The following is a 23,050-nucleotide window of genomic DNA, read 5'->3' as shown; positions in this document are numbered from 1 at the left end:
TCGAGACCGTGGGAGGTGGCCGATCCGATGCGGTCACTGGGTCTCACCGACCTGGCCGATGCACGCATTCACACTCTGTCCGGTGGACACCGGCGACGGCTCGACATCGCGATCGGGCTCGTCGGCAGTCCCGAAATCCTGTTCCCTGATGAGCCGACCGCCGGCCTCGATCCAGGTGCCCGACGCGAGTTCCTCGATCTCATCAAGGGAGTCGGCAAGGATCGCGGCTCGACGGTCCTGATCACCACGCACGATCTGATCGAAGCCGGCGAGCTCGCCGATCGCATCCTGATCATGGCCGGCGGCTGCATCATCGCCGCCGGCACCCCGCAAGCGCTGCCGCCAGACCCTTGCCCGCCCAGGGCGCACCGCCCAGGGCTAATCACGAGCCCACCGAGTACACGGGCACGTCAGGTCTCGTCGCGTCGATATCGCGCGACGTAGCGGGCCTCGGCGGCGGCACGCTCGTCGGATCGGGCAGCGTCACGCTGCGCTTGTGCGGTGCCCGATGGGTAGCCGGCTTGTCGGACGCGATGCTCGACGGACAGGTGCATGTTGAACACCGCGAACTGCAGTGCGACGAGCCAGCCCAGCAGAATCCCGACTAGCGGAACCCATCGTGGTCCCGGAACGATCAGCAGCACCGGCGGTGCGATCAGGCTCATCTGAACGAAGGCCCGCGCTAGGTGCCGTGCTTGCCAGGTCCGGCACGTGGTGTCGTAGAGCACCCAGGTCTTGTGGCGGGTTGGTAGTCGACCGCCGAGCGCGTACCAGAGCCACAGGAAGGGATTCGGCCGTTGCGGTGTCATGGCAGGACGCGACAATCTCTTGTTGGTCCGGAGCCGAACCGGGGGAGGCAGTAGCGCGCTCCGTGACTGCCGTCAGTGGTGCGCGATCGGGAGGCGCACGGCATCAGGCGAGCGCCTTCTGCAGATTCTCGGCCAACGTCGAGAGGAACTCCTCGGTGCTGCTGTACGGCGCCGTCGGGTTGATCAGCAGCGACAGGTCCTTGGTCATGTTGCCCCCCTCCACGGTATGGATGACGACGTTCTCGAGTGTTTCGGCGAAGCCGAGGAGTTCGGTGTTGTTGTCCAGCTTGCCGCGGTGGGCGAGGCCTCGGGTCCAGGCGTAGATCGAGGCGATCGGGTTGGTCGAGGTCGGTAGGCCCTTCTGGTACTGGCGGAAGTGGCGGGTGACGGTGCCGTGCGCGGCTTCGGCCTCCATGGTTTTGCCGTCGGGGGTGATGAGTACTGAGGTCATCAGGCCGAGTGACCCGAAGCCCTGGGCGACGGTGTCGGACTGGACGTCGCCGTCGTAGTTCTTGCAGGCCCAGATGTAGCCGCCCTCCCATTTGAGTGAGGCGGCAACCATGTCGTCGATGAGCCGGTGTTCGTAGGTGATGCCGGCGGCAGCGAACCTGTCTTTGAACTCGGTGGCGTACACGTCAGCGAACAGGTCTTTGAACCGGCCGTCGTAGGCCTTGAGAATCGTGTTCTTCGTGGAGAGGTAGACGGGGTAGCCGCGACTGAGGCCGTAGGTCAGGGATGCGCGGGCGAAGTCCCGGATGGAGTCGTCGAGGTTGTACATGGCCATGGCGACGCCGGCACTGGGGGCCCGGAAGACCTCGTGCTCGATCGGGGTTGAACCGTCGGCGGGGGTGAAGGTGAGGGTGAGGGTGCCCGCGTCGGGGAAGGTGAAGTCGGTGGCCCGGTACTGGTCGCCGTAGGCGTGTCGGCCCAGGATGATCGGCTTGGTCCAGCCTGGTACCAGGCGTGGGATGGTCGAGATGATGATCGGTTCGCGGAAGATCACACCGCCGAGGATGTTGCGGATCGTCCCGTTCGGGGATCGCCACATCTCCTTCAGGCCGAACTCTTCGACGCGGGCCTCGTCGGGGGTGATCGTGGCACATTTGATACCCACGCCGTGGCGAGCGATGGCGTTCGCGGCGTCGATCGTGATCTGGTCGTCGGTCGCGTCACGCGAGTCGATGCCGAGGTCGTAGTACTCCAGATTCACGTTCAGGTGCGGGCGGATCAACATGTCCTTGATGAGCTGCCAGATGATGCGGGTCATCTCGTCGCCGTCGAGTTCGACGACGGTGCCCTCAACCGTGATCTTCGCCATGGATGTCGGGCTCCTGTTCTGAAACTTGCTGAGGACAGCGGATTGCTGGATCGCGGGGCGTGCTCCTGGGCCCGGGCCCTGCTCAGCCGCAGTGGGTATCGCTGCGGCTTCACTGCATCGGCGGCTACGGTCGGCCAGCGAGGATTGCGGCAGCGTCGGACATGCCCTGATCGGCGGCGTCGTGCGCGGCGACCGGCGGGGACGGACTGAACGCGGTGACGAGATCGCTGCTCGCGATGGCCGTCAGGTCCTTCGCGAGCAGCACCTTCCGGCCGCCGCACCGATGGGAGAAGGACCGGGCCACGCCGCATCGTTGAGGTCACGACGGGGCCCCTGACCGGCCGCAGGCGGTGTGGGGCTCGGCCAGTTCGGTGGGCGTGTAGTACTTGGCCAGCGCGGCCGGTCCGAAGAGTTCGAGCAGGTCGGTGCGCACCAGGAGTCGGTGTCGCCAGTCGGGGCGTCCATCGCGGGGTAGCCGTGCGGGTGTGCCCGCTGCGGCTCTCGATGCGCGCCAGTGCTGCTGTGGCGACGCGTTGGGAGACAAGCAGCATGTTGCGCGGATCCAGGGCGAGGTGCCAGGCGGGGTTGAACTTCCGGTCGCCGCCGACGGTGACGGTGCGGGCCCCGTCGTCGAGGCCGTTGAGCCGCGATCTGGAGATGATGGCGGTCCGTTTGCCGTGGGCGCGGGCCTCGATCGCGGCACGAAGCCCGGAGCCGCCGCCGATGACCACGACGTCGTAGGTGTGCCGCTCGATGTCGGTCATCGCCGCTTCTCTCTCGACGGATGGGCTCAACGCAGGGGGTGGAGTGGGGTCCGGCCGAGGCGGCGGGGCTGTTCTCGGCCGGAACCCACCGCTGGGGACTGCTGCTCAGCCGAGGCGGTGGCGCAGGTGGTCGAGCTCGTCGCGCAGCACGCCGGGCAGCTTGTCGCCGAGGGTGGCGAACCATTGCTCGATCAGGGGTAGCTCCGCTCGCCACTGCTGGCTGTCGACGGCCAGGGCGGCGCGCAGGTCCGCCGCGGGCACGTTGAGACCCTCGAGGTCGAGTGCCTCGGCGGTGGGGACCAAGCCGATCGGTGTCTCGAGCGCGTCACCAGTGCCTTCGATGCGGGCGATCGCCCAGGCCAGCACTCGGGAGTTCTCGCCGAACCCTGGCCACAGGAACCGGCCGTCCTCGCCGCGGCGGAACCAGTTGACGTAGAAGATCTTCGGCAGGGCGGCGGCGTCGGCGTTCTTGCCGGTGTCGATCCAGTGCTGCAGGTAGTCCCCCACGTGGTAGCCGATGAAGGGCAGCATCGCCATCGGGTCCCGCCGTACGACACCGACCTGCCCGGTGGCGGCGGCGGTGGTCTCCGAGGACAGAGTGGCGCCCAGGAACGTGCCATGCTGCCAGTCACGGGCCTCGGTGATCAGCGGCACGGTCGTCGCGCGGCGGCCACCGAAGAAGATCGCCGAGATCGGCACGCCCTGCGGATCGTCCCACTCCGGGGCGAGGATCGGGCATTGGGCGACCGGGGTGCAGTAGCGGGAGTTGGGGTGCGCCGCGGGCTCGTCGCTGGCCGGGGACCACTCCTGGCCTTTCCAGCTCAGCAGGTGCTGCGGTGGGGTGGCGGTGGCGCCTTCCCACCACACGTCGTTCTCGTCGGTGAGCGCGACATTGGTGAAGATCGAGTTGCCGCGGGCCAGGGTGGTCATGGCGTGCGGGTTGGTGTGCTCACCGGTGCCCGGGGCGACACCGAAGAAGCCGTATTCGGGGTTGACCGCGTAGAGGCGCCCGTCGGGGCCGAACCGCATCCAGGCGATGTCGTCGCCGAGCGTTTCGACTCTCCAGCCGGGGATGGTGGGTCGCAGCATCGCCAGGTTGGTCTTGCCGCATGCCGACGGGAACGCTGCGGCGATGAAGTGGACCTTCTGCTGCGGTGAGGTGAGTTTCAGGATGAGCATGTGCTCGGCGAGCCAGCCCTCGTCGCGCGCCATCACCGAGGCGATCCGCAACGAGTAGCACTTCTTACCCAGCAACGCGTTGCCGCCGTAGCCGGATCCGTAGCTCCAGATCTCGCGGGTCTCGGGGAAGTGGGTGATGTACTTGGTGGTGTTGCACGGCCACGCCACGTCGGGCTGGCCGGGTTGCAGCGGGGCACCGACGGAATGCAGTGCCGGCACGAACTCGGCCTCAACAGCGTCACCGCCGCCGAACAGGTCCAGGGCTGCCGTGCCCATCCGCGTCATGATGTGCATCGAGACCACGACGTAGGCGGAGTCGGTGATCTGTACCCCGAGCTTGGGTTCTGCCGCGGTGAGCGGGCCCATGCAGAAGGGCAGCACGTACAGGGTGCGACCGCGCATGCATCCGCGGTAGAGCTCGGTCAGCCGCTGCTTCATCGCGGCCGGCTCCATCCAGTTGTTCGTCGGCCCGGCGTCGGCCTCGTCGGTCGAGCAGATGTAGGTGCTGTCCTCGACCCTGGCCACGTCGGCCGGGTCGGACGCGCACCAGAACGAGTTGGGTTTGCGATCCTGCGCCAAGCGCACGAACGTGCCGGCGTCCACGAGTTCGCGGGTCAGCCGCTGCCACTCCACCGCAGACCCGTCACACCACAGCACCTCATCGGGGGTGGTCAGCTCGGCGATCTCGCGCACCCACCGCAGCAGCTTGCGGTGGGTGGTTGGTGCCGGGTCGAGCCCGGGAATGGGTACTGCGGTCATGGGTGTGTCTCCTCACGAACGCGAGCGTCATCGCTCACGTCCGTCGTCATCGATTCGGGTGGAGGTGCTGATCGCGGTGGATGAGCACGGGGTCGGCTACCGCTGCGAGGCCGGATCCGACACCGCCGAAGCCGACCGAGCGGGATCTGACAGTGCGGGCGGGAGTTGGCCGGGTGGGTTGTGTTGCGCCAAGGCGTGTGCACAGGCCAGGCACTCGGGGAGGGCCGGTGGGTGGCCACGTTGGTGAGCCATGGTCAGCAGGTACGGCAGGGCCAGCAGCGCGGTGGTGGGGTCGTCGACAGCGATGATCGGGGTGCGTGAGGTCGCTGCAGCAGTGGCCTCGCCGCAGGGTTGCGTGGCGCCGATCAGATCGATGACCAGCGCGCCGCGGCGAGTCAGCGTCGATAACGGGAAGTTGTGCGCGTCATCGAGGCCCCATCGGTCGATCTCGCCGATCCCGGCCGCGGCCGCGAGCGCGACCAGCAGCGGGTTGTGTTCTGCACCCACGATCACCACATGCCCCGCTGCGGGAGGAATTCCCCGGCGGTCCAGGCTGCTCAACATCGCGGCAGTTAGCGCGATCGCGGTGGTCTGCCGGTCGGTGATCACCGTGGAGGTGCCGGCCAGCGCAACCTGTGCAGCAGCAGCTCGGGCTGGGTTCGTGAGGGTGAGGTAGACCCCGGAGAAGTCGACTGCGACGCGACGGAGTTCAGCGATCAGCTCGTCGGCGTCCTCGGCCGTGACCAGCAGCGCGGTCGCGGCGATCCCGGTGTGCTCGCGCAGCAGTGACGCCGTGCCCAGCAACCCGGTCAACAGGGTCGATCCGGGTTCTCGGTGAAAATCGCTCGCGTCGCTGACCACCGCCACGCGCTGGGCAGCGGCGGTGGGGGCTACGTCGGCGGGGGCTGCGGCGCTCACGAAGAACGGGTCGTGCCCGGGGCGGGAGATGTCGGGCGAAGGGGGGGTGCCCGCCGCTGGACCTGCGCGTCCCGGGTCGGATCGCGGTCCAGCTGCGTCCAGCACGCCGCCGCGTCCACCGCGATGCCCTGGCCGCGTGTCCTCGCCGCTTTCCGTCGCGGCACCCGCCTGGGCGCCATGGTGGAGCTGGCCCGGGTGGATGTCGCTGCGGATCTGGTCGTCATCTCACCGAGACCGGCCTCTTGCAGGAGTGCAGGGAGTGGCTCGGCCACGAGGGCCTCGGTCGGCGGGGGCAGCGTGCTCAGCGGCGGATCAGTGTCGGATCGCTGCGCTGCGGAGCCCGGCAGGGAGGAGTCCTGGGGGCTGCTTCGCTTCACCGCGATCCGCCCTCGGCCGGTGACGTCAGCAGCGAGCGGTCGACCCAAGCGCTGACATCGATGCCGTGGCGGGTGGCCATCTCAACCAGGTCCTCCAGTCGGGCGCGATGCAGGGTTGCCTCATAGGGCAGACCGGCTTCGGTGGCGAGCCCGAGGTTGTGTTGGACCGTCTTGATCTGTGCGTGCAGCTCTCCGATCACGACTGCCATCCCTTCCACGACGCCAGAACACAATAATGTCTGCACTTACGAAATTGTGCAAGTCTTGGGTCGGTGGTGTGTGCCAGGACGCAAATGGTGGTCAGGGCGTTCGTCATCCGCCCGGGTGGGGACGCCACTGGAACTGCGGGGGCGGCCAATTGTCGGGATCTTCCGCGGTGAGCGCGACGTGGATGGAGTGGGCGACCGCGGCAGCGATCGACTGGGCGGCCACGGTGGGGATCGGGCCACCGATGGAAGGGTCGTCCGGACGACGTCGCGGCGGCATGGCGCGCGCTACTGCTTCGGCGCACATCTGGTAGATGCCCAGCCCGAGAGGCACTGCTCCAGCGGGGTGCTCGGCAACGGCGCGGAGCAGCCCGGGCGCGATGAGCGTGCGGGGTTCGAGGCCATGGAGGGTGATGACCGATCCTTCGGGACGGTCGAGGTCGAACTCGGTGGTCTCCGCCCGGGTAGCTCCGGCGGGGTCGCCGGGTGGGTCCTCCCGGAACAGGTCGATCACGACGTCGGCGTCACGAGCGGCGCGGTGCAGCGGGAACCAGGCTGCGTCGGGGGCGTTCCACAGGGAGATGTCGGGAAATCCGCTGGCGACCAACATCGGGGACAGGATGGGCATGCGGAGGGCTTCGGCGATCAGGATCCTGCTGCGGTAGGGGTCGCGACCCAGCCGGCGCAGGTAGAGCAGGGCTGCTGCGGTCAGAGCGATCGCGGTGGCGTCCTCGGCGGTGAGTACCGGCGCTCCACCTGCCTGTTCCACTAGGCGTTGCACGGTGCGCGCTCGTGACAGGTCCGTGCGGGTCAGGTAGATCGCAGCAGCCGAGTCGGGGAGCTGCAGGATCTTCGCCGCGAACTCGTGCGCGGTATCCGCGTCGGTGGCGGTCTGGACCGTGGTGGGAATCCCGGCCAGTTGTCGGATGAGGGTGGCGTCAGCGGCCAGCGCGGCCTGCAGCACCTGGGCCGGCGACGCGGGCGGGTTGGTGGTGTTCAGGTGGGGCACGTCGGGCCCGGGTGCGGTGCCGTCGCCGACGACCAGGATGTGACGCAGCGCCGGGGACTCAGCGTTCCCAGATGCGTCGCCGCCGGTCGCGCCACGAAGATTCACGGCGTGGGTTCGAGACGTCGACACGTCCGGTGCCCAGCAGCGGCAGTCGCGGCGGTGGCGGTGGAAGTGGTGGCGGCGGCAGTGCCCGTGCCGGCGTCGGTCGGCCGGCAACGAACCGCTGCGATCAACAGTCTGTGCATGTGCAAACTCCTGCAAGTCTTCGGTGTGGGTGTCCGCGTGCGAGATTCCTGGTCTCGCGGGGTTCGGGTTGGCTACAGGTCGTTGCCGGCGTAGGAGAGGTTGAAACTCTTGTTGACCAGCGGGAAGTCCGGGACGATCGTGTCGGCCAACGCGACCGGTAGTGCCGGCCAGTTCAGGAAGCTCGGATCGACGACCTTGACCCGGGTCAACCGGTCGTCGGGACCGATTTCGACGCGGTGCACGATCGTGCCGCGCCAGCCCTCGACGATCCCGACACCCGACATCCCGGCCTCGGCGAGGGGCGGGATGAGCGGGTGGGGCTGCGGTGCTGCTGCTGTGCCCAGGTCGCCGCCGAGGTGTGCGGTGAGCGTGGTGAGAATGCTGACGGAGTAGTTGATCTCCTCGGCGCGGGCCGCGAAGCGGGCCAGCACGTCGCCGCCGGTATGGGTGTGGGTGAGGCGGGGGAACCGGGCGCTCAGCGCGGGGTGGTCGTGGCGGGCGTCGACGGCGAGGCCGCTGGCCCGGGCGACGTAGCCCAGGGCGCCGATGTCGCGGGCTTGCTCCGTGGTCAGTACAGCGGTTCCCGCGAAGCGGTCACGGACCACGCTGTGCTCGAGAGCGAGGTCGACGATCTCGGCGACGTCGGCGGCGATGGTCGCGAGCATGTTCGGGTCGGGCAGCGCGCGCAGGACCGTGGCACCGGGGCGGATCGCGCCACGCAGCAGTCGGTGCCCCGTGACCTGGTCGTTGATCCGCAAGAGTTGTTCGCGGATGCGCTGGGCGTGGGTGTTGAGAATGGGGTGAGCAACGTCGTTGCACAGCGCACCGATGTCGGTGATGTGGTTGTAGAGCCGTTCGAGCTCGAGCAGCACTGCGCGTCGGCGTGCGACGTCCTCGGTCACCGGCATCGACCGGGCGTCCTCGATGGCCTGACAGAACGCGAGGGTGTGCCCGACGGAGGTGTCGCCGCTGATGCGTTCGGCCAGTTCCACACCGTGCTCGGGGGCACGGTTCTGGAAGAGTTTCTCGATGCCGCGGTGGACGAACCACAGTCGCGCTTTGAGGTTGAGGATGGTCTCGCCGACCACGGAGAACCGGAAATGGCCAGGTTCGATCATGCCGGCATGCACCGGGCCGACCGGGATCTCATAGACGCCGGGGCCTTCCACGGTGCGGAACGGATATGGGCCGTCCACGTTGCCGAACGCGGGTGGCTCGCCGGCGTCGGACAGCATCGGGTACCAGCCCTGTGGCCAGTGGAAGTGGCGTACCAGCCGTTGGGGAAGCGGGTGATCGATCGGGGTGATGCCGAACAGGTCGCGCATCTCGCGTTCGAACCGGCCGGCCGGAAAAGACATGCCCGCCAGGCTCGGCACACGCGGCGCGGCCGGATCGAGCCCGACATGCAGCTCCACCCGAGACTCCCGCGCCGTCTCTTCCCGCGGTGCCCGCTCCTCGTGCGGTGCCGCCTCGGCGGCGCGGGTGAACAGGTAGACCGCGCGCAGCCCCCCGCCGCGGGTCCGGTCATCGTGCCCAGCGACCAACGCAACGCGGTGCCCGGTGGCGAGCAGGGTCGCGGCACGGGCCGGAAGCTCGTCGGGATCCAGGGCGACAGACCGGGTGCGGGCCAGGGGCCCGCCGGTGGGGACGCTGGTCATGGTGCTCCGGACACGGTGTGGGCTGCCGCGGTGAGCAGCGTGGACAGCGGGCCGGTACTGACCCCGAGCGCCGCCGCGACCGCCAACCCCAACACCAGCGCAGCGGTGACCGAACGCGGTAGCAGGATCGGCGCGGCCGCGGCGCCGGGGCCCTCCACCCAGACCCTCGGCTTCACCGCAGCATCGTGAGGCTCACCAGCGGTGTCGTCAGGCCTCGCGGCGAAGTCGTTGGCCCTGGCGGCGGTGTCGCCGAGCAGCATCCGGCTGGTGTGCCCGATCATGGCGGCGGCGATGACGATGACGATGAGCAGCGCGACCGCGGTGGCCCATCCGAGGGCGGGGAAGGCACTGCTGAACCCGGCACGCACGATGCCCAGTTCACTGGCGAAGATGCTGAACGGAGGTAACCCGATCAGCGCAAGAACCCCGAGCCCGAGACAGCCCGCCAGCGCCGGTTGGCGACTCGCGAGTCCCTGAACCCGATCTATCTGGGTGGTCCCGCTGCTCTGCAGCAGCCGGCCGGCTCCCAGGAACAACACGCTCTTCACCAGAGCGTGCCCCAGAACGTGCAGCAGAACCGCGGCCATCGCCACCGGTCCGCCCACTGCCGCGCCGAGCGCGAGCAGCCCCATGTGTTCGATGCTGGAATAGGCCAGCATCCGTTTGTAGTCCCGCTGGGCCAGCAATAGTGACGCGGCCACCAGGAGGGAGGCGAGCGCGGCGGCTATCAGCAACGCCCGGGTGAACCCCGGCCCGAGAGCGATGTCGGCGATCACCTTGATCCGCAGGATCGTGGAGAACGCCACCGCGAGCAGCACCCCTGACATCAGCGCCGACACCGGGGCGGGAGCTTGGCTGTGCGCGTCGGGCAGCCAGGCGTGCAACGGCGCCAGCCCGGCCTTGGTGCCGAACCCGATCACGAGCATCACCACCGCAATGCGGGTGACCCCGGGGTCGAGGTGCGTCGCGGCGGCGGTGAGACCGCTCCAACTCAGCCCAGCACCGGTGCCGGTGTGCAGGGAGGCGAAGTTGAGCAGCACGACGCCGAGTAGCGCGAGCGCGATCCCGGCCGAGCAGATCACGACGTACTTCCACGCGGCCTCGACCGCGGTACGGGTGTGGTGCTGACCGACCAGGAACGCGGTGATGATGGTGGTGGCCTCGATCGCCACCCACACCACACCGAGGTCAGCGGCCAGCACGGCCAGCGCCATCGCCGCGAGAAAGGCTTGCACGAGCATGCTGTGACGCGCGGCAGTGCGGGCACTCGCCCGCCCTGCGGTGATCTCGGTGTGCAGGTAGGCCGGGGTGGCGAGCGCGGTGAGCACCGCTACTGCTCCGATCACTGTCAGCATGAACACACTGAGCGGATCCACCAGCAGCAACCCGACCACCGTGACACCCTCGCCACCGCGATCGGGGCCCAGCACGTGGGGTGTGAGGCCGATCGCGGCAAGCAACACCAAGATGGCGCTACCGGTCCCGACCCACACCGTCACACGGCGCCACCCGAGCAGCGCGTAGATGGCCGCGCCCACGGCGGGAACGACGATCGGGGCGAACGCGAGCAGTGGCGTCGCGAGCAGTGGTGTCGGGAGGAGGGGTGTCATCAGTCGTGCAGCTCCCGCAGCTCGTCCAGGTCGGTTCCGCCGAACACCTGCCGCATCCGCCCGGTGAGGATCTGCAGCACCAGCACCACCAGCAGCACGTCCAGGGCCACCCCCACCTCGACGACCAGCCCGATCCCGGCCGTGGTGAGGAACCCGACTGCGGTGATGCCGTTGTCCATCAGCAGGAACCCCACCAGCTGCGAGAGCGCGCGCCGGCGGGTGACCAGGACGAAGAATCCGATCAGCACCACGGCAGTGCCGATTGGGACGGCCTGGGTCGCCGGGGAGGGTGCCAGCGCCACCAGTGGTTGCGACACCGCCATGGCCAGCAGGGTCAGCACGGCTGCGGCCAGCAGCGACGCGGCGACGTTGACCAATGGCCGGGTCTCGCTGCGTTCGGCGCCGGACGCGGCCAGGGCGCGGCGCAGGAACCCGGGCAACACCCCGGCCCGCAGCACCAGCACACCCAGCGCTAGCGCGCCCAGCTCGATCGACTCCTCGTGTGCGGCGAGGACGGCGACGAGCCCGGCCAGCGCGACACCTTGCAGCGCGAACACCCGGATGATCACCGACAGTTCCCGGCGCCACAGCACCAGGACCGCGGTCAGCAGCAGCGCACCCGCAGCGAGGTTGAGCAGCTGCACGTACAGCGCCTCGGTCATGTCCTCCCCGTTCTCAGGAGCTGGACGGTCATGAGAGGAAGTAGGACGAGGTCACGGCGAGCAGCGCGAGCAGGAACGACCCGGCCAGCAGTTCCGGCACCCGGAACAACCGGACCTTGGCCAGGAACACCTCGGCGTAGGCCAGTGCCGCTGCGAGCACCGAGACCTTGATGATCAGCGCAGCGATCCCGACGACGATGGCGAGCACGCCGAGGTCGGTGGCGATGCCCCATGGCAGGAACAGGTTGGCCAATAGCCCCAGATAGACCGACAGGCGCATCGCGGAGCCGAGCTCGATCAGGGCGAGGTCCGGTCCGGCGTACTCGAGGACCATCGCCTCGTGCACCATGGTCAGCTCCAGGTGCGTGGACGGGTTGTCCACCGGCAGCCGCCCGGTCTCGGCGACGACCACCACGATCAGCGCGACCGCGGCCAGCAGGCTCGCCGGGGACAGCACCCGCGCCGGCTCGGCCAGGCTGGAGCTGACGATCGCCGACAGGTTCGTCGATCCCACCCGCACCGACAGTGCGAAGATCGCCACCAGCGCGGTCGGCTCGACCAGCGCCAGGATGGTCATCTCGCGGCTGGCACCCATCCCACCGAACGCGGTGCCGGTGTCGATCCCGGCCAGGGCCAGCACCACCGTGCCGTGCACGAGCAGCGCGATGACCACGAACAGGTCAGCCACCGCGGGCAGCGCGGACGCGGTGGTGACAAACGGGGCGATCACCGCCACCACCAGCGTCATGGCGACCAGCAACACCGGTGCCACCCGGAACATCTCACTGGTGCCGCGCGGGGTGATCGGCTGCTTGCGCGCCAGTTTGCGCAGGTCCCGCCACGGCTGCAGAACCCCCGGCCCGACCCGTCCTTCGGTGCGTGCCTTGATCTGGCGCATCAGCCCCAGCAACAGCGGGGAGCCGACGATGATGAGTACGCCCTGCAGCGCGCCACCGAGCGTTCCGAGCAGGGTCACCGGGTCACCACCAACAGGATCAGCAGCGCGCACAGGGTGTAGAAGCCGTAGCCCAGGTAGCGGTGCACGCTGCCGGTCGCGAGCCTGCGCCCGGCCCGTCCCCACACCTCGGCCGCGGCAAGCACCGGCTGGTAGAAGCGCCGCTCGACCCGATCGGGCACACGGCGCCGGTAGGCCACCGACGCCACCAGGTAAGCCGATTCCCGCAGGTGGGTGACATCGATGTCCTGGTCGGGCTGCAGCACGTTGTCGAACACCCGCTGCAACGGTTCCGCGAACGAGGTCGCGGTGTATTCCATCCGCTCCGACAACGGGCCCGCACCGCAATCCCACAACCGGGCCGCGCGCCGTGCCCTGCTGCGCCTGGTCCTCGGCGCGATCAACAGCCGCGGCACCGCTACCACCAGCACCATCACCAGCACTGTCGCGACTAGGAGTGCGACGACGAGCAACACCGGCGACAGCGACCCGGAGATCCCGACCAACTCCGCGGTGAGCGCTCCGCTCACCGGTGGACCCGACCCGACGAGCTGACCGGCTATCCGGCCCAGCACCGGAAGGAACGTGGTGGGCGCGATGGCCAGCCCGACGCAACCCAGCCCGGCCACGGCCAACGCGAGCAGCATGCTTGGTGAGCTCTCGTGAGCGTGCGCTGCCGCGTCGCTGCGCGGGCGGGCCAGAAAGCCCACCCCGAACGCTTTGACGAACGTCGCGACCGCGAGGCCGGCGGTGAGCGCGACCGCCGCGACCGCGACCGGGAGCACGATCGATGTGGCCACTCCCTGTGCCGGCAACCCGTGGATCAAGGCCTGCAGCAGGACCCACTCGCTGACGAAGGCGGTACCCGGTGGCAGCGCGGACGCCGCCAGCGCGCCGAGCCCGAACGCCGCGGTGGTCACCGGCATCACCGGGCGCAGCCCACCCAACGCGTCCAGGTCGCGGGTGCCGGTGGCGTGCACCACCGACCCGGCCGCGAGAAACAGCAGCGATTTGAACGCGGCGTGGCCCAGCACGTGCAACAGCGCGGCCGTCAACGCGAGCGCCGCCAGCACTGGACGCCCGGTCGAGGCGAACAATCCGCTGGCCCCGACCCCGATCAGCGCCAAACCCATGTTCTCGGTCGTGGAGTACGCCAACATCCGTTTCAGATCGGTGCTGATGACGGCCTGCAGGATCCCGTAGACCGCCGAGATCGCCCCCAACGCCAGAGCAAGCAGCCACCACCACTGGGTGCCGCCACCCGTGAGGGCGCCCATCAGGTCGAGACCGACCCGGATGATCCCGTACACCCCCAGGTTCACCATCGCGGCCGACATCAGCGCCGACACATGGCTGGGAGCCTCCGGGTGGGCCCGAGGCAGCCACGCGTGCAGTGGCACGATCCCGGCCTTCGAACCGAATCCGATCACGCACAATACGAACACCAGACCCGCCGTGACCGGCGACAACGTGGCGGCTGCTGCCCGCACCTGCACGTAGGAGTCACCCGAGGCCGGGGCGGCCAGCACCAGCAGCCCGATCAGGATCGCGACGAACCCGAGATGGGTCATCACCGCATACCAACGCCCCGCCGACGCCACCGCGGCACGGCGGCGGTGCTCGGCGACGACCAGCAGCAGCGAGGTCAGCGCCATCAGCTCCCAGCACACCAGCAGCGTGGCCACACTCCCGGCGGCCGGCACCAGCAGCAGCGACACCACGAACAGCGGCAGCACCGCCTGCACACCACGACCGTCCAAGCCGTGACCGCCCGCGACACCGGGTCGTGAGTACCCGATCCCGTAGATCGCAGCGACCGCAGCGACCGCGCCGCTCACGGCTATGAAGACCCCGCCCAGTGCGTCCACCGCGACCACGACACCCGACAGCGGTAGCAGGCCAGGCAGCTGCACCGACAATGTCTGCCCGCCCATCGCAGCAACCCCGGCGATGGCGCCGAGCACCCCAGCCCCAGATGTCAGCACGCCGACCACGACCGGGCGCGCGGCCCGCATGGTCAGCAGCGCGGCCAGCAGCGCGGCCACCCCGAGAACCAGCGCCGAGCCGAGACCTAGTGCGACCAGGTTCATCGGCCGGTCAGCGTCCGCAGCGCGGCAACGATCGCGTCCGGACGCGGCGGACAGCCAGGCACCTCGAGGTCCACCGGGACGACATCACCGACCGCGCCCACCACCCCGTAAGCGCCAGCGAACACACCACAGTTGCGGGCGCAGTCCCCGACCGCCACGACCAGCCGTCGCTCGGGCACGGCGTCAAAGGTGCGGCGCAGCGGCTCCGCCATGTTGCGGGTGACCACACCAGTCACCAGCAGCACATCCGCGTGCCGCGGCGACGCCACCAGCCGCGCCCCGTACCGCTCGGCGTCATACACCGGCCCGAAGGCTGAGGCGATTTCCACCTCACACCCGTTGCACGAACCGGCATCGACGTGGCGGACCTGCACCGACCCGGCCAGCTCCGCTGCCGCCACCGGTCGCGGACCCGAGGAGGCCGGTGGCGCTGGTTCTGCCACCCGGCCGGTCCGGCGGATCTTGCGCCACAAGCTCAGCACGACAGGTGAATCGTTGCTGTGGAAGCGGTTACCCCACCAGCGGAAGGTGGGATCACATGACGGGCTGACCGCAGCTGAGGCAGGCCCGGCCGGACCAGGCTCAAGCGGCCCCCAGCCTCATCCCGGCGCGACACTGACGGTGGCCGGCCTGACCCTTTCGAGATCAGGACGTGCGCAGGTCCTGCAGCAACTCGATCTGTCCCGACAGCATGCCCGTCAAGATGGCGCGCGCCACCGCCATCAGCTCGGACACCTGCGGGCTGGTCACCGAGTAGTGCACCGTGGAGCCCTCCTTGCGCGTGGTTACCAACCCGGCTCGGCGCAGGACGGCCAACTGCTGCGACAGGCTCGCTGGTTCGACCTGGGTCGCGACCAGCAACTCCGACACTGCATGCTCGCGGACGCTGAGCAGCTCCAACACTCGGATACGTACCGGGTGGCCCAGCGTCTTGAAGAACTCCGCCTTCAGCTGATAGAGCGGGCGACTCATCGGCGAGCTCCCGCGGCGCCAGCTTCGGTGCCCACCATGCAGACACGCCGCGCCGCCGCATCGCTTTCGCTGCCCACCTGGACCTCCGCGCCCGTGCCTCGCCACCCGCTCGCCGGACCTCGTCCGGCCGAGATTTGCAGACCTTCACAACTATAGAAGTCATAAATGCCCTAGGTCCACTCGAACAGCGAACGCCTGGCCCGGCGGGTGCAGCCGCCCGGTGATCCTCCTCGGCGAAGTCTTCGGCATTCATCCCAGACCCCATCTCTTCCAACACCCGACGAGCACGGGACACTGCGCGACCCCGCAACAGGATCCCGAAAAGTGCAATTGCAAACATCGGCAACTCTTGAAGCCTAGTGCACCGCCGGGTCCCAACCGGGACGGGGGGAAGCTGAGCGCTGGACTGGGTCAGCGGTCGATCGGGTCGCTCAGGTGATCGTGGTGCGGGTGGAGCTGCGAACCACGGCATAGGTTTCGGTGCGCGGGAACGTCGCACCGACCCGCGTCGCGGCGACCTCACGCAGATCGCCGATGATCTTGTCGGTGTTCACCGCGTCAGACTCGGCGGTCCATCCCGTCAGGAACAACCCGGTGCCCGAGTCCCGATCGATCAGTACCTCAGCACCGCGGAATCCGGTACCGGCCTGCAACGGCGGCAGAACCTCGTCGCGGACGAACGTCAGCCCCTCGGCGATCCGTGCCGACTCGATCTGGACCCGCGTCAGCCGCACCACGGAGCCTGGCTCCAGGGCCGACGCGCTCTTCCGCGTCGCCACCTCGTAGGTTTCGACGACCAAATTCCCGTCAGCGGCGGCGACCGCACTCTCGCGGGCACGGGTCAGTGCGGCCTCCGAGGAGTGGGCAGGCTCATCCCAGTAGGACAGCGCCACGATGACACCAGCATCACGGTCAACGAGCGTTGTCAGCCCACGGTTGCCGACCGTCGACTCGACCGCCAGGCGATCGAACTCCTCGAGCTGGGCGATTCCGTTCTCGACCTTGTCTGGCTTGCCGAAAATGATGTTGACCCGTGCGAACATGGGAACCCTCCTTCGTTCTGCCTACCGTAGGGACGTCGTCACTATGGCCCGGCCCGTGGAGCCTCGAGCACGGCGACACGAGCCGATGATGTGCTCTACGACACACGCAACGTCGGCAGGGGCGATCAAGTGCGGCCTGATGCCGTTCCGCAACGAGGATGAGCGCGTCGTCCCCGTCGCGCCGCGACCCCGCCGAGGGGAGTCGATCATCGGTCCGGTCTCGTCTCGCGGCCGGCTCCAAGTTGCCCGCATGGCTCCCGTCATGGGGTCGTTCGCCCCTCCGGCGGCGTGATCGGTCGCGTCGCGTTCATCGAGGCAGCACCACCCTCCGCGCAGCCAGTCAACTACCTCCTCGACGAGGAAGAGATCATCCTCCGGACAGCGAATGGCAGCGAACCTGCTGCGGCGGCACGCCATGCCGTTGTGGCCTCCCAAGTCGACGAGTTCGACTCGCGAACCCGCCAGCGCCATCTCGCTGCAACTGCTCGGTGGCCGCCGACTTGTGGCACACGACAAACGCGACACGCACCAGCCCGGTTGAGCGGGCGTTGCAGCCGTGGGATCGCGGCACCGGCGTGCTCGGCGGTGATCCAGCAGTTCTTCGGGGGCAACTCAGCGAACAGTCGAAGAGGAACCCGCGGCCCGATGCCGCGACTCAACCCGAGCGAACCGCCACACCGGACCCGAGCAGCCTGCCCGGACCCGCCACACCAGACGAAGATCACGCAATACCGCTCGAATACTAGTGGACAATCAGCGCTATGCGCGATTTCCCGTCATCACCGGCTGAAGCCTTCCTCGAGTTGATGGAAGGCAACTACCGCTTCGTGCGCGGGGAGCGTTCACACCCGAACCAGGACGCCGACCACCGGGAGGCGCTCGCACCCGCGCAGCGACCCTTCGCTGTGCTGTTCGGATGTTCCGACTCACGGTTGGCCGCCGAGATCATCTTTGATCGAGGCCTGGGCGACTTGTTCGTTGTACGCACCGCCGGTCACGTATCGGGTCCCGAGGTGATCGGCAGCATCGAATACGGCGTCGCGATGCTCGGCGTGCCGCTGGTGGTGGTGCTGGGCCACGACTCCTGCGGCGCCGTCACCGCCGCTGCCGAGGCCGACCGATCGGGTTCCACCCCAGCGGGCTACCTGGGAGACGTGGTGGATCGCGTGATGCCCAGCGTGCTCGCCGGCCGCGCCGCGGGTTTGCACACGGTGGACGAGTTCGTGGATGAGCACATCAAACGGACTGCCGCGTACCTTCTCGGACGCTCATCGCTACTTGCGGTCGAAGTCAACGAGGGCCGCTGTGCAGTGGCCGGACTCTCCTACCGGCTTACGGAGGGGACAGTGCGCCTGGTGGCCAGCCACGGCCCGTTGTCGGCAGGGACACCTGACGGTGTAGGTGTGGATGCGGAGAAGCTGACAGGTCTCTAGCTTCTGGCCCCGCCGATGTCGTCGCCGTTGCGTGCCTCGCACAGGGTGCGGGTCGCGGCGGAGAAAATGCGTCGCTCGCGGCTCGCAGCGTTGACGGAAGGAGTCGCCGCGCCCTTGCCGCGATCAGCGGGAGCAGCAAACCCGGGGGCATGAGGCGACTGACCCACGTTCCACGTCGGTTGCTGCCCTCAAGAAGGGTCCGCGCGGCCGCGCAGTGCACAAGAGGTGCCCGCCGCCGTGCCCGAAGGGATGTATCGGACACGCCCGTAGCTGCTCTGATCGGCGTGGCTGCATGGTCTTCCGCCGGCCGAAGCGCAAGTCCCGACGAGTCGTCACCTTCCCCGTAGAACTCGTGGCGGCACTGCGTGAGCAGCGTGCAGCGCAGAACGTAGAGCGGCTGCTCGCCGGGTCGGTCTGGGAGGAATGGGATCTGATCTTCGGCCAGCCGAACGGCCGTCCGATCGATCCCCGCGCCGGCTGGGCGGAGTGGTCGACGTTGCTCGAAGCAGCAATGGTGCGACGCGTTCGCGTCCATGACGGTCGGCACACCGCCGCAAAGCTATTGATCGAGCAGGGGGTCCACATCCGGGCGGTCCGGCACATCCTGGGTCACTCCGACGCCCGCACGACCGAGGCGTACACGCACGTCGGAGATCACACGGTGCGAGACGCCGCGGCTCGGATGGGGAGTCGAACCCCAGACCTATGCATTACGGGTATTTCCGTCATCGGGTACGCCATGCGCACCGAGTACATCCGTGCACGTCAACGTGCTCACGGTGCACACCGAGGGCATCGCTGCGCCCACGTTTGAGGCCACGAAGGAGGCCACCCCGGCTGACTGGAAGCGCGCGATCATCACCTGAAGCCCGGCGTCCGCACGCGAATCAGGCAGTGCATCCTGCGATGCCACCGTCCACGGGTAGAACGACACCGGTGAGATAGGACCCGGCGGGCGAGGCGAGATAGCGGATGGCGCCGATGATGTCGTCGGCAGAGCCGAGCCGCCGAAGGGGAATGGTCTGCTCGATCAGCGCTCGACCGGAATCCGACGCGAGCGCAGCGGCCGTCATGTCACTCGGAAACGCGCCCGGGGCGACCGCGTTGACGAGTACGCCGTCCCGCGCGAGGACTGCGGCGAGGTGGCGGGTCATCATGTGCACAGCGGCCTTGCTCGCCGAGTAGGAGTAGTTCTCGAACACCGGTACCCGCAGCCCGTCGACCGAGCCGATGTTCACCACCCGTGCCGGGTGCTCGGCGCTCGCCGCACGGCGCAGCGCGGGTAGCAGCGCCGTGGTGAGTTCGAACAGGCCGACCACGTTGGTGCTCAGCACGCGGTCCCACCCTTTGCGTGGGAAGGCGTCGAGCGGGGCGCCCCAGGTCAGGCCCGCGTTGTTGACCAGCACGTCGAGGGATCCGTCGAACTCCGCGTCCACGGCGCCGACGACCGCGGCGACCCCGTCGGCCGTGCTGACATCCGCGGGCACCGCGGGGCAGCCGAGCCGTTCGCCCGCGGCGCGGCAGGCGTCGGCCTTGCGGGAGGTCACCAGGACCCGGGCCCCGGCGTGGAGCAGGCCCTCGGCGGCCATCGCACCGATCCCCCGGGTCCCACCGGTGACGACGACCGTCCGGCCGCCGATGTCGAACAGGTCCTTCGTCACGCGTCCACCGCCGGGTTCCAGTCCAGGTCGGTGGTCACGGGCTCGGAGCCGACGGCCTGCGCTGCGGCGACGAGCGCCGGGCCGAGCAGGTCGGACTCGGTCATCCCCGCAACGGGGCAGCAGCGCTGCACCTCGTTCAGGATCCGCGGGGGCGTGTCGGCCACCCCGATCCCGGTGTGCTCGGCCCACTTCTGGGTGGAGTTGCGGAAGTACCGGGTCACGGTCGGGGGCACGATCTGGTTTGCCGGGTCGCTCATCGCCTCCTCGAGGGTGACGAACTGGACGCCGGCGGCCGCGTAGGCGGCGAGGACCTCGGCGTAGGCGTCGGCGGCGATCGGGGTCCCGTGGATGAGCGCGATGTGCGGAGGCTGCCGTCCGAACACCTCCTGGGCGGCAGCGGCCTGGTTGCGCAGGGCGTCGACCGCCGTCTCGGCGAAGCGCCGCCGCACCCATGCCGCGGCCTCGGTGTCGCCTGTGACCAGGGTTCGCAGGTAGGCCACGAGGAACTGCACGTCGTAGAACCAGTGGGTGATCGGCGCGGGCAGCAGGGCGCGGCGGACGAGGTGGGTCTGCACGTGGTCGGTCTTGTCCCGCGTGTCGCCCCACATGTCGAAGGCGTAGCGGAAGTACCGGGTGGGGGCCTTCGCCAACCACGGTTCGAGAATGTCGACGTTGCGGTCGAGGTCGGCGATGTACGACGCGGCGTCGGTCCAGTTGAGGCTGGCGTGGCTGTGGGTGTGCGCCGCGACGTGGTGGCCGCGGTCGGTCCAGTGGTCCAGCGCCTTGAGCCAGTCCGGGTGGTCGTCGACCGGCGCGGTCGACGTGAAGGCGTACACCTCGGGGACCCGGTACTGCTCGAACGCGTCGCACAGTCGGCCGAGCACGATGTCGGGGTCGTAGCCGGGAGGGAAGCCGGCCCCTCTCCACATGAACGGGTCGTCGAGCGTGACGGCGAGCCGCAGTGGCTCCTGCGCGCGTCCGCTCTCGTCGATGAGCGCGGTGGTGTCGGTCATGGGTCGAGCGTGGGGGACGCCGCAGGATCCCCGCGACGCGTCCGGCGCACACCGCCCGGTGTGGTCTCGCCACACCCGACCGGACCGCGGGCGACCCTACGATGCGCCCATGCCGAACTCCGGGACCGGAGCCAGGTCGACGACGCCGTCGGACCCACCCGTTGCGGAGTTCGTCACCTGGCTCGACCAGCGCGTCGCCCGCATCGTCGACGACATGTTCGCCGCCGTCGTCGCCGCCACGCCCTCCGTGGTGCGCGACGATGCGGACGTGCGGCTTCTCCGCGAGGCTCTGGACTCCCACATGCCGCTCCTGCGGGACGCCGCTCAGTCCGCGACACCCAGGGTGGATGTGCAGCTGGGCCGGCCCGCGGAGCGCTGGGCCCGCCATCTCGCCAGAGCCGAGACCGACCTGGCCGACCTGGTGCTCGCCTACGACGCCGCCGCAGACGTGATCGTCGCGACCTTCGCGGCGCACCTGCGCGAGAGCGGAGTGTCCGACGCCCGCCGGGCTGACGCCCTCGAGACCGTGCTGGACCGGCTCTTCCGCTACCTGCGCACCGCCTGCGCCGCCGCGACCGCGGCCTACGTCCAGGAGTGCGAGCTCCTGCGTCAGCGCGACGCCTCCGACCTGCGGGCGGTGATCGTCGACGTGCTCGCGGGGACCGCGGACAGCACCGCTGCCGAGGCACGTCTGGGCTACCGCTTCGCCGACGCCCACACCGCCTTCGTGATCTGGGGATCACATGCCACCTCCGCCGAGCTCGACCGCGCCGTCGCCCGGCTCCGCGCCGTCGCCCGTCCCCGTCAGCTCGTCGCGGTTCCGGACGGCCCCACGGCCATCCACGGCTGGTTCTCGGGCGGCGACGTCGAGGCCTGGGTGTCCGGCACCTCGGGATTGCGCCTCGCCCTCGGCAGCTCGCACCCGGGCCTCGCCGGGTTTCGGGCCTCGCACCGGGAGGCTGCCGAGACGTGCAAGCTCGCGACGCGCTGGGTCGACGGCCCCGTGGTCCGGTTCGACGACGTCGTGGTGCTCGCCCTGGCCGACGGCACCCCCGGACTCGCCGCGCCCTGGGCAACCGCCCGGCTGGGTGCCCTCGCCGACCCCGCCCACTCCGACCTCCTGCAGACCCTCCGGATCTGGCTGGCCGAGCTGGGCAGCCCGACCCACGCGGCACGCAGGCTCACCGTGCATCCCAACACGGTCGTGAAACGGCTGGAGCGGATCGCGGCGCTGCTCCCGGTCCCGTTGGATCCGAGGTCGGCCGTACTGCGGGTCGCGGTGGAGCTCGCACCCCTCACCCGAGGCTGACCACGAGCTTCCCCACGTGGCCGCCGTGGATCGACCCGACGAACGTCGGGACGACGCTGTCGAAGCCCTCCACCACGGTCTCGAACGCGCGCAGCCGGCCCGTCTCGACCTGCGTGCCGAGTTCGGCCTCGCACCGCGCCGCGCGGTCGGCGTGGTCGACCACGATGAACCCCTCCGCCCGGATGCGCTTCGTCACCAGCAGGCCGAAGTTCCGCGGCCCCGGAGGCCGGACGACGTCGTTGTACCCGGCGATCAGCCCGCACAACGCGATCCGGCCGCGGTTGTTCATCCGGTCCAGGACGGCTTCCATCATCGGGCCCCCGACGTTCTCGAACAGCGCGTCGACCCCGTCCGGCGTCGCGTCGCGGAGCTGGTCCGCCCAGTCGTCGGCCCGGTGGTCGACGACCGCGTCGACGCCGAGCTCGTCGGTGAGCAGCGCGCACTTGCGCGGCCCGCCCGCACTCGCGACGACGCGCGCCCCCGCGAGTCGGGCCAGCTGGACGGCGGCCGAGCCGACCGCGCCCGCGGCGGCGGACACGAACACCGTCTCCCCGGCCCGCGGCGAGCAGATGTCCCCCATGCCCACCCACGCGGTCAGGCCCGTCATGCCGAGGATGCCGAGCCGGGCGGTCGACGCGTCTGGCAGCCGGTCCCACCCCTTCGGGTCCTCGATCAGCACCTCCTCCTGCCACCCGGTGAACCCGCGGACCACGTCCCCCGGAACGAAGTCCGGGTGCCGGGACTCATCGACCACTGCGATACCGAGCGAGCGGACGACCTCGCCCAGACCGACCGGCGGCAGGTAGCTCGGGCGGTCGTCGAGCCAGCCCCGGATGGCCGGGTCGATGCTGAGGTGGCGGGTCCGTGCCCGGACCCCGCCCTCCGGGCAGGGCTGTCGGGGGACCTGGACCTGCGCGAAGTCGGAGCCGCGGACCCGGCCGCGCGGACGCTGGGCGAGAACGACGGAATGAGGCACCTCCCCAGGCTGGAGGCGGCGCCGACGTCCGACCACGGTCCGGGGCACCACCGTGCGGTGGCGGCCGGGCCTATCGCGGGTGG

At 69.5% G+C, this 23,050-nt stretch carries 23 protein-coding genes and 2 pseudogenes; 5 read left to right on the top strand and 20 right to left on the bottom strand.

What is annotated here, in order from left to right; genetic code table 11:
* Positions 1 to 15 precede the first annotated feature (15 nt).
* Complete coding sequence (locus tag ACFPFQ_RS22470) at positions 16 to 444, top strand: ATP-binding cassette domain-containing protein (protein WP_379621929.1); 429 nt, start codon at positions 16 to 18, stop codon at positions 442 to 444.
* Here the strand turns inward: ACFPFQ_RS22470 and ACFPFQ_RS22465 are convergent.
* The 17 genes and pseudogenes from ACFPFQ_RS22465 to ACFPFQ_RS22385 form a co-directional block, all read right to left on the bottom strand.
* On the bottom strand, positions 411 to 809 hold the full coding sequence (locus ACFPFQ_RS22465; protein ID WP_379621927.1) for a DUF5313 family protein: 399 nt from the start codon (positions 807 to 809) through the stop codon (positions 411 to 413). The genes ACFPFQ_RS22470 and ACFPFQ_RS22465 overlap by 34 nt on opposite strands.
* A gap of 103 nt (positions 810 to 912) precedes the next feature.
* Positions 913 to 2,127, bottom strand: coding sequence for an NADP-dependent isocitrate dehydrogenase (locus ACFPFQ_RS22460; RefSeq protein WP_379621925.1), 1,215 nt, complete (start codon positions 2,125 to 2,127; stop codon positions 913 to 915).
* 124 nt (positions 2,128 to 2,251) lie between these two features.
* Positions 2,252 to 2,392 carry a hypothetical protein gene (locus tag ACFPFQ_RS22455; RefSeq protein ID WP_379622115.1) on the bottom strand — a complete coding sequence of 47 codons (141 nt, stop codon included), beginning with the start codon at positions 2,390 to 2,392 and terminating at the stop codon, positions 2,252 to 2,254.
* A gap of 262 nt (positions 2,393 to 2,654) precedes the next feature.
* Positions 2,655 to 2,786, bottom strand: a pseudogene (locus tag ACFPFQ_RS22450) (hypothetical protein); the annotation flags it as partial.
* Positions 2,775 to 2,891, bottom strand: a pseudogene (locus ACFPFQ_RS22445) (FAD-binding protein); the annotation flags it as partial. The pseudogenes ACFPFQ_RS22445 and ACFPFQ_RS22450, both read right to left, overlap by 12 nt.
* 105 nt (positions 2,892 to 2,996) lie before the next feature.
* A complete protein-coding gene (locus ACFPFQ_RS22440) occupies positions 2,997 to 4,829 on the bottom strand; it encodes a phosphoenolpyruvate carboxykinase (GTP) (RefSeq protein ID WP_379621923.1) in 1,833 nt (610 codons plus the stop codon).
* Between the two features lie 96 nt (positions 4,830 to 4,925).
* Entirely contained in the window at positions 4,926 to 5,747 is an 822-nt protein-coding gene (locus tag ACFPFQ_RS22435) for a hypothetical protein (protein WP_379621921.1), read from the bottom strand.
* Positions 5,748 to 6,120: 373 nt separating this feature from the next.
* Entirely contained in the window at positions 6,121 to 6,324 is a 204-nt protein-coding gene (locus ACFPFQ_RS22430; RefSeq protein ID WP_379621919.1) for a hypothetical protein, read from the bottom strand.
* Between the two features lie 112 nt (positions 6,325 to 6,436).
* A complete protein-coding gene (locus ACFPFQ_RS22425; protein WP_379621917.1) occupies positions 6,437 to 7,339 on the bottom strand; it encodes a hypothetical protein in 903 nt (300 codons plus the stop codon).
* 317 nt (positions 7,340 to 7,656) lie between these two features.
* Positions 7,657 to 9,243 carry an NADH-quinone oxidoreductase subunit C gene (locus ACFPFQ_RS22420; RefSeq protein WP_379621915.1) on the bottom strand — a complete coding sequence of 529 codons (1,587 nt, stop codon included), beginning with the start codon at positions 9,241 to 9,243 and terminating at the stop codon, positions 7,657 to 7,659.
* Positions 9,240 to 10,853, bottom strand: a complete 1,614-nt coding sequence (locus ACFPFQ_RS22415) for a proton-conducting transporter membrane subunit (protein WP_379621913.1) — start codon at positions 10,851 to 10,853, stop codon at positions 9,240 to 9,242. The genes ACFPFQ_RS22420 and ACFPFQ_RS22415 overlap by 4 nt, the downstream gene beginning before the upstream one ends.
* Positions 10,853 to 11,515, bottom strand: coding sequence for a hypothetical protein (locus tag ACFPFQ_RS22410; protein WP_379621911.1), 663 nt, complete (start codon positions 11,513 to 11,515; stop codon positions 10,853 to 10,855). Before ACFPFQ_RS22410 ends, ACFPFQ_RS22415 begins: the two co-directional genes overlap by 1 nt.
* Before the next feature lie 28 nt (positions 11,516 to 11,543).
* Positions 11,544 to 12,491, bottom strand: a complete 948-nt coding sequence (locus ACFPFQ_RS22405) for a respiratory chain complex I subunit 1 family protein (RefSeq protein ID WP_379621909.1) — start codon at positions 12,489 to 12,491, stop codon at positions 11,544 to 11,546.
* Entirely contained in the window at positions 12,488 to 14,560 is a 2,073-nt protein-coding gene (locus ACFPFQ_RS22400) for a proton-conducting transporter membrane subunit (protein WP_379621907.1), read from the bottom strand. The genes ACFPFQ_RS22405 and ACFPFQ_RS22400 overlap by 4 nt, the downstream gene beginning before the upstream one ends.
* Entirely contained in the window at positions 14,557 to 14,961 is a 405-nt protein-coding gene (locus ACFPFQ_RS22395) for an NADH-quinone oxidoreductase subunit B family protein (RefSeq protein ID WP_379621905.1), read from the bottom strand. The genes ACFPFQ_RS22400 and ACFPFQ_RS22395 overlap by 4 nt, the downstream gene beginning before the upstream one ends.
* A gap of 244 nt (positions 14,962 to 15,205) precedes the next feature.
* A complete protein-coding gene (locus ACFPFQ_RS22390; RefSeq protein WP_379621903.1) occupies positions 15,206 to 15,532 on the bottom strand; it encodes an ArsR/SmtB family transcription factor in 327 nt (108 codons plus the stop codon).
* Between the two features lie 431 nt (positions 15,533 to 15,963).
* Positions 15,964 to 16,575 carry a hypothetical protein gene (locus ACFPFQ_RS22385; RefSeq protein WP_379621901.1) on the bottom strand — a complete coding sequence of 204 codons (612 nt, stop codon included), beginning with the start codon at positions 16,573 to 16,575 and terminating at the stop codon, positions 15,964 to 15,966.
* A gap of 288 nt (positions 16,576 to 16,863) precedes the next feature.
* Between ACFPFQ_RS22385 and ACFPFQ_RS22380 the strand changes: the two genes are divergently transcribed.
* The 3 genes from ACFPFQ_RS22380 to ACFPFQ_RS22370 all read left to right on the top strand — a co-directional run bounded on the left by ACFPFQ_RS22380 (position 16,864) and on the right by ACFPFQ_RS22370 (position 18,822).
* Positions 16,864 to 17,382, top strand: a complete 519-nt coding sequence (locus tag ACFPFQ_RS22380; protein ID WP_379621899.1) for a pyridoxamine 5'-phosphate oxidase family protein — start codon at positions 16,864 to 16,866, stop codon at positions 17,380 to 17,382.
* Positions 17,337 to 18,008 carry a carbonic anhydrase gene (locus tag ACFPFQ_RS22375; RefSeq protein ID WP_379621897.1) on the top strand — a complete coding sequence of 224 codons (672 nt, stop codon included), beginning with the start codon at positions 17,337 to 17,339 and terminating at the stop codon, positions 18,006 to 18,008. Before ACFPFQ_RS22380 ends, ACFPFQ_RS22375 begins: the two co-directional genes overlap by 46 nt.
* Positions 18,009 to 18,300: 292 nt before the next feature.
* Complete coding sequence (locus tag ACFPFQ_RS22370) at positions 18,301 to 18,822, top strand: tyrosine-type recombinase/integrase (protein WP_379621895.1); 522 nt, start codon at positions 18,301 to 18,303, stop codon at positions 18,820 to 18,822.
* 73 nt (positions 18,823 to 18,895) lie between these two features.
* Here the strand turns inward: ACFPFQ_RS22370 and ACFPFQ_RS22365 are convergent, their stop codons facing one another.
* Positions 18,896 to 19,669 carry an SDR family oxidoreductase gene (locus tag ACFPFQ_RS22365; RefSeq protein ID WP_379621893.1) on the bottom strand — a complete coding sequence of 258 codons (774 nt, stop codon included), beginning with the start codon at positions 19,667 to 19,669 and terminating at the stop codon, positions 18,896 to 18,898.
* On the bottom strand, positions 19,666 to 20,682 hold the full coding sequence (locus ACFPFQ_RS22360; RefSeq protein ID WP_379621891.1) for a polysaccharide deacetylase family protein: 1,017 nt from the start codon (positions 20,680 to 20,682) through the stop codon (positions 19,666 to 19,668). Before ACFPFQ_RS22360 ends, ACFPFQ_RS22365 begins: the two co-directional genes overlap by 4 nt.
* 109 nt (positions 20,683 to 20,791) lie before the next feature.
* Here ACFPFQ_RS22360 and ACFPFQ_RS22355 point away from each other — a divergent pair, with 109 nt between their 5' ends.
* Positions 20,792 to 21,991: a PucR family transcriptional regulator gene (locus tag ACFPFQ_RS22355; protein WP_379621889.1), complete on the top strand. Its 1,200-nt coding sequence runs from the start codon at positions 20,792 to 20,794 to the stop codon at positions 21,989 to 21,991.
* Here ACFPFQ_RS22355 and ACFPFQ_RS22350 read toward each other — a convergent pair.
* Positions 21,978 to 22,967 (bottom strand): NADP-dependent oxidoreductase, encoded by a 990-nt coding sequence (locus ACFPFQ_RS22350; RefSeq protein WP_379621887.1) that lies wholly within the window; start codon positions 22,965 to 22,967, stop codon positions 21,978 to 21,980. The genes ACFPFQ_RS22355 and ACFPFQ_RS22350 overlap by 14 nt on opposite strands.
* Positions 22,968 to 23,050 lie beyond the last annotated feature (83 nt).

The sequence above is a fragment of the Pseudonocardia sp. GCM10023141 genome (assembly GCF_042653605.1).
The sequence above is the reverse complement of the archived record's forward strand: the minus strand, read 5'-3'. Positions and strand labels throughout refer to the sequence as shown.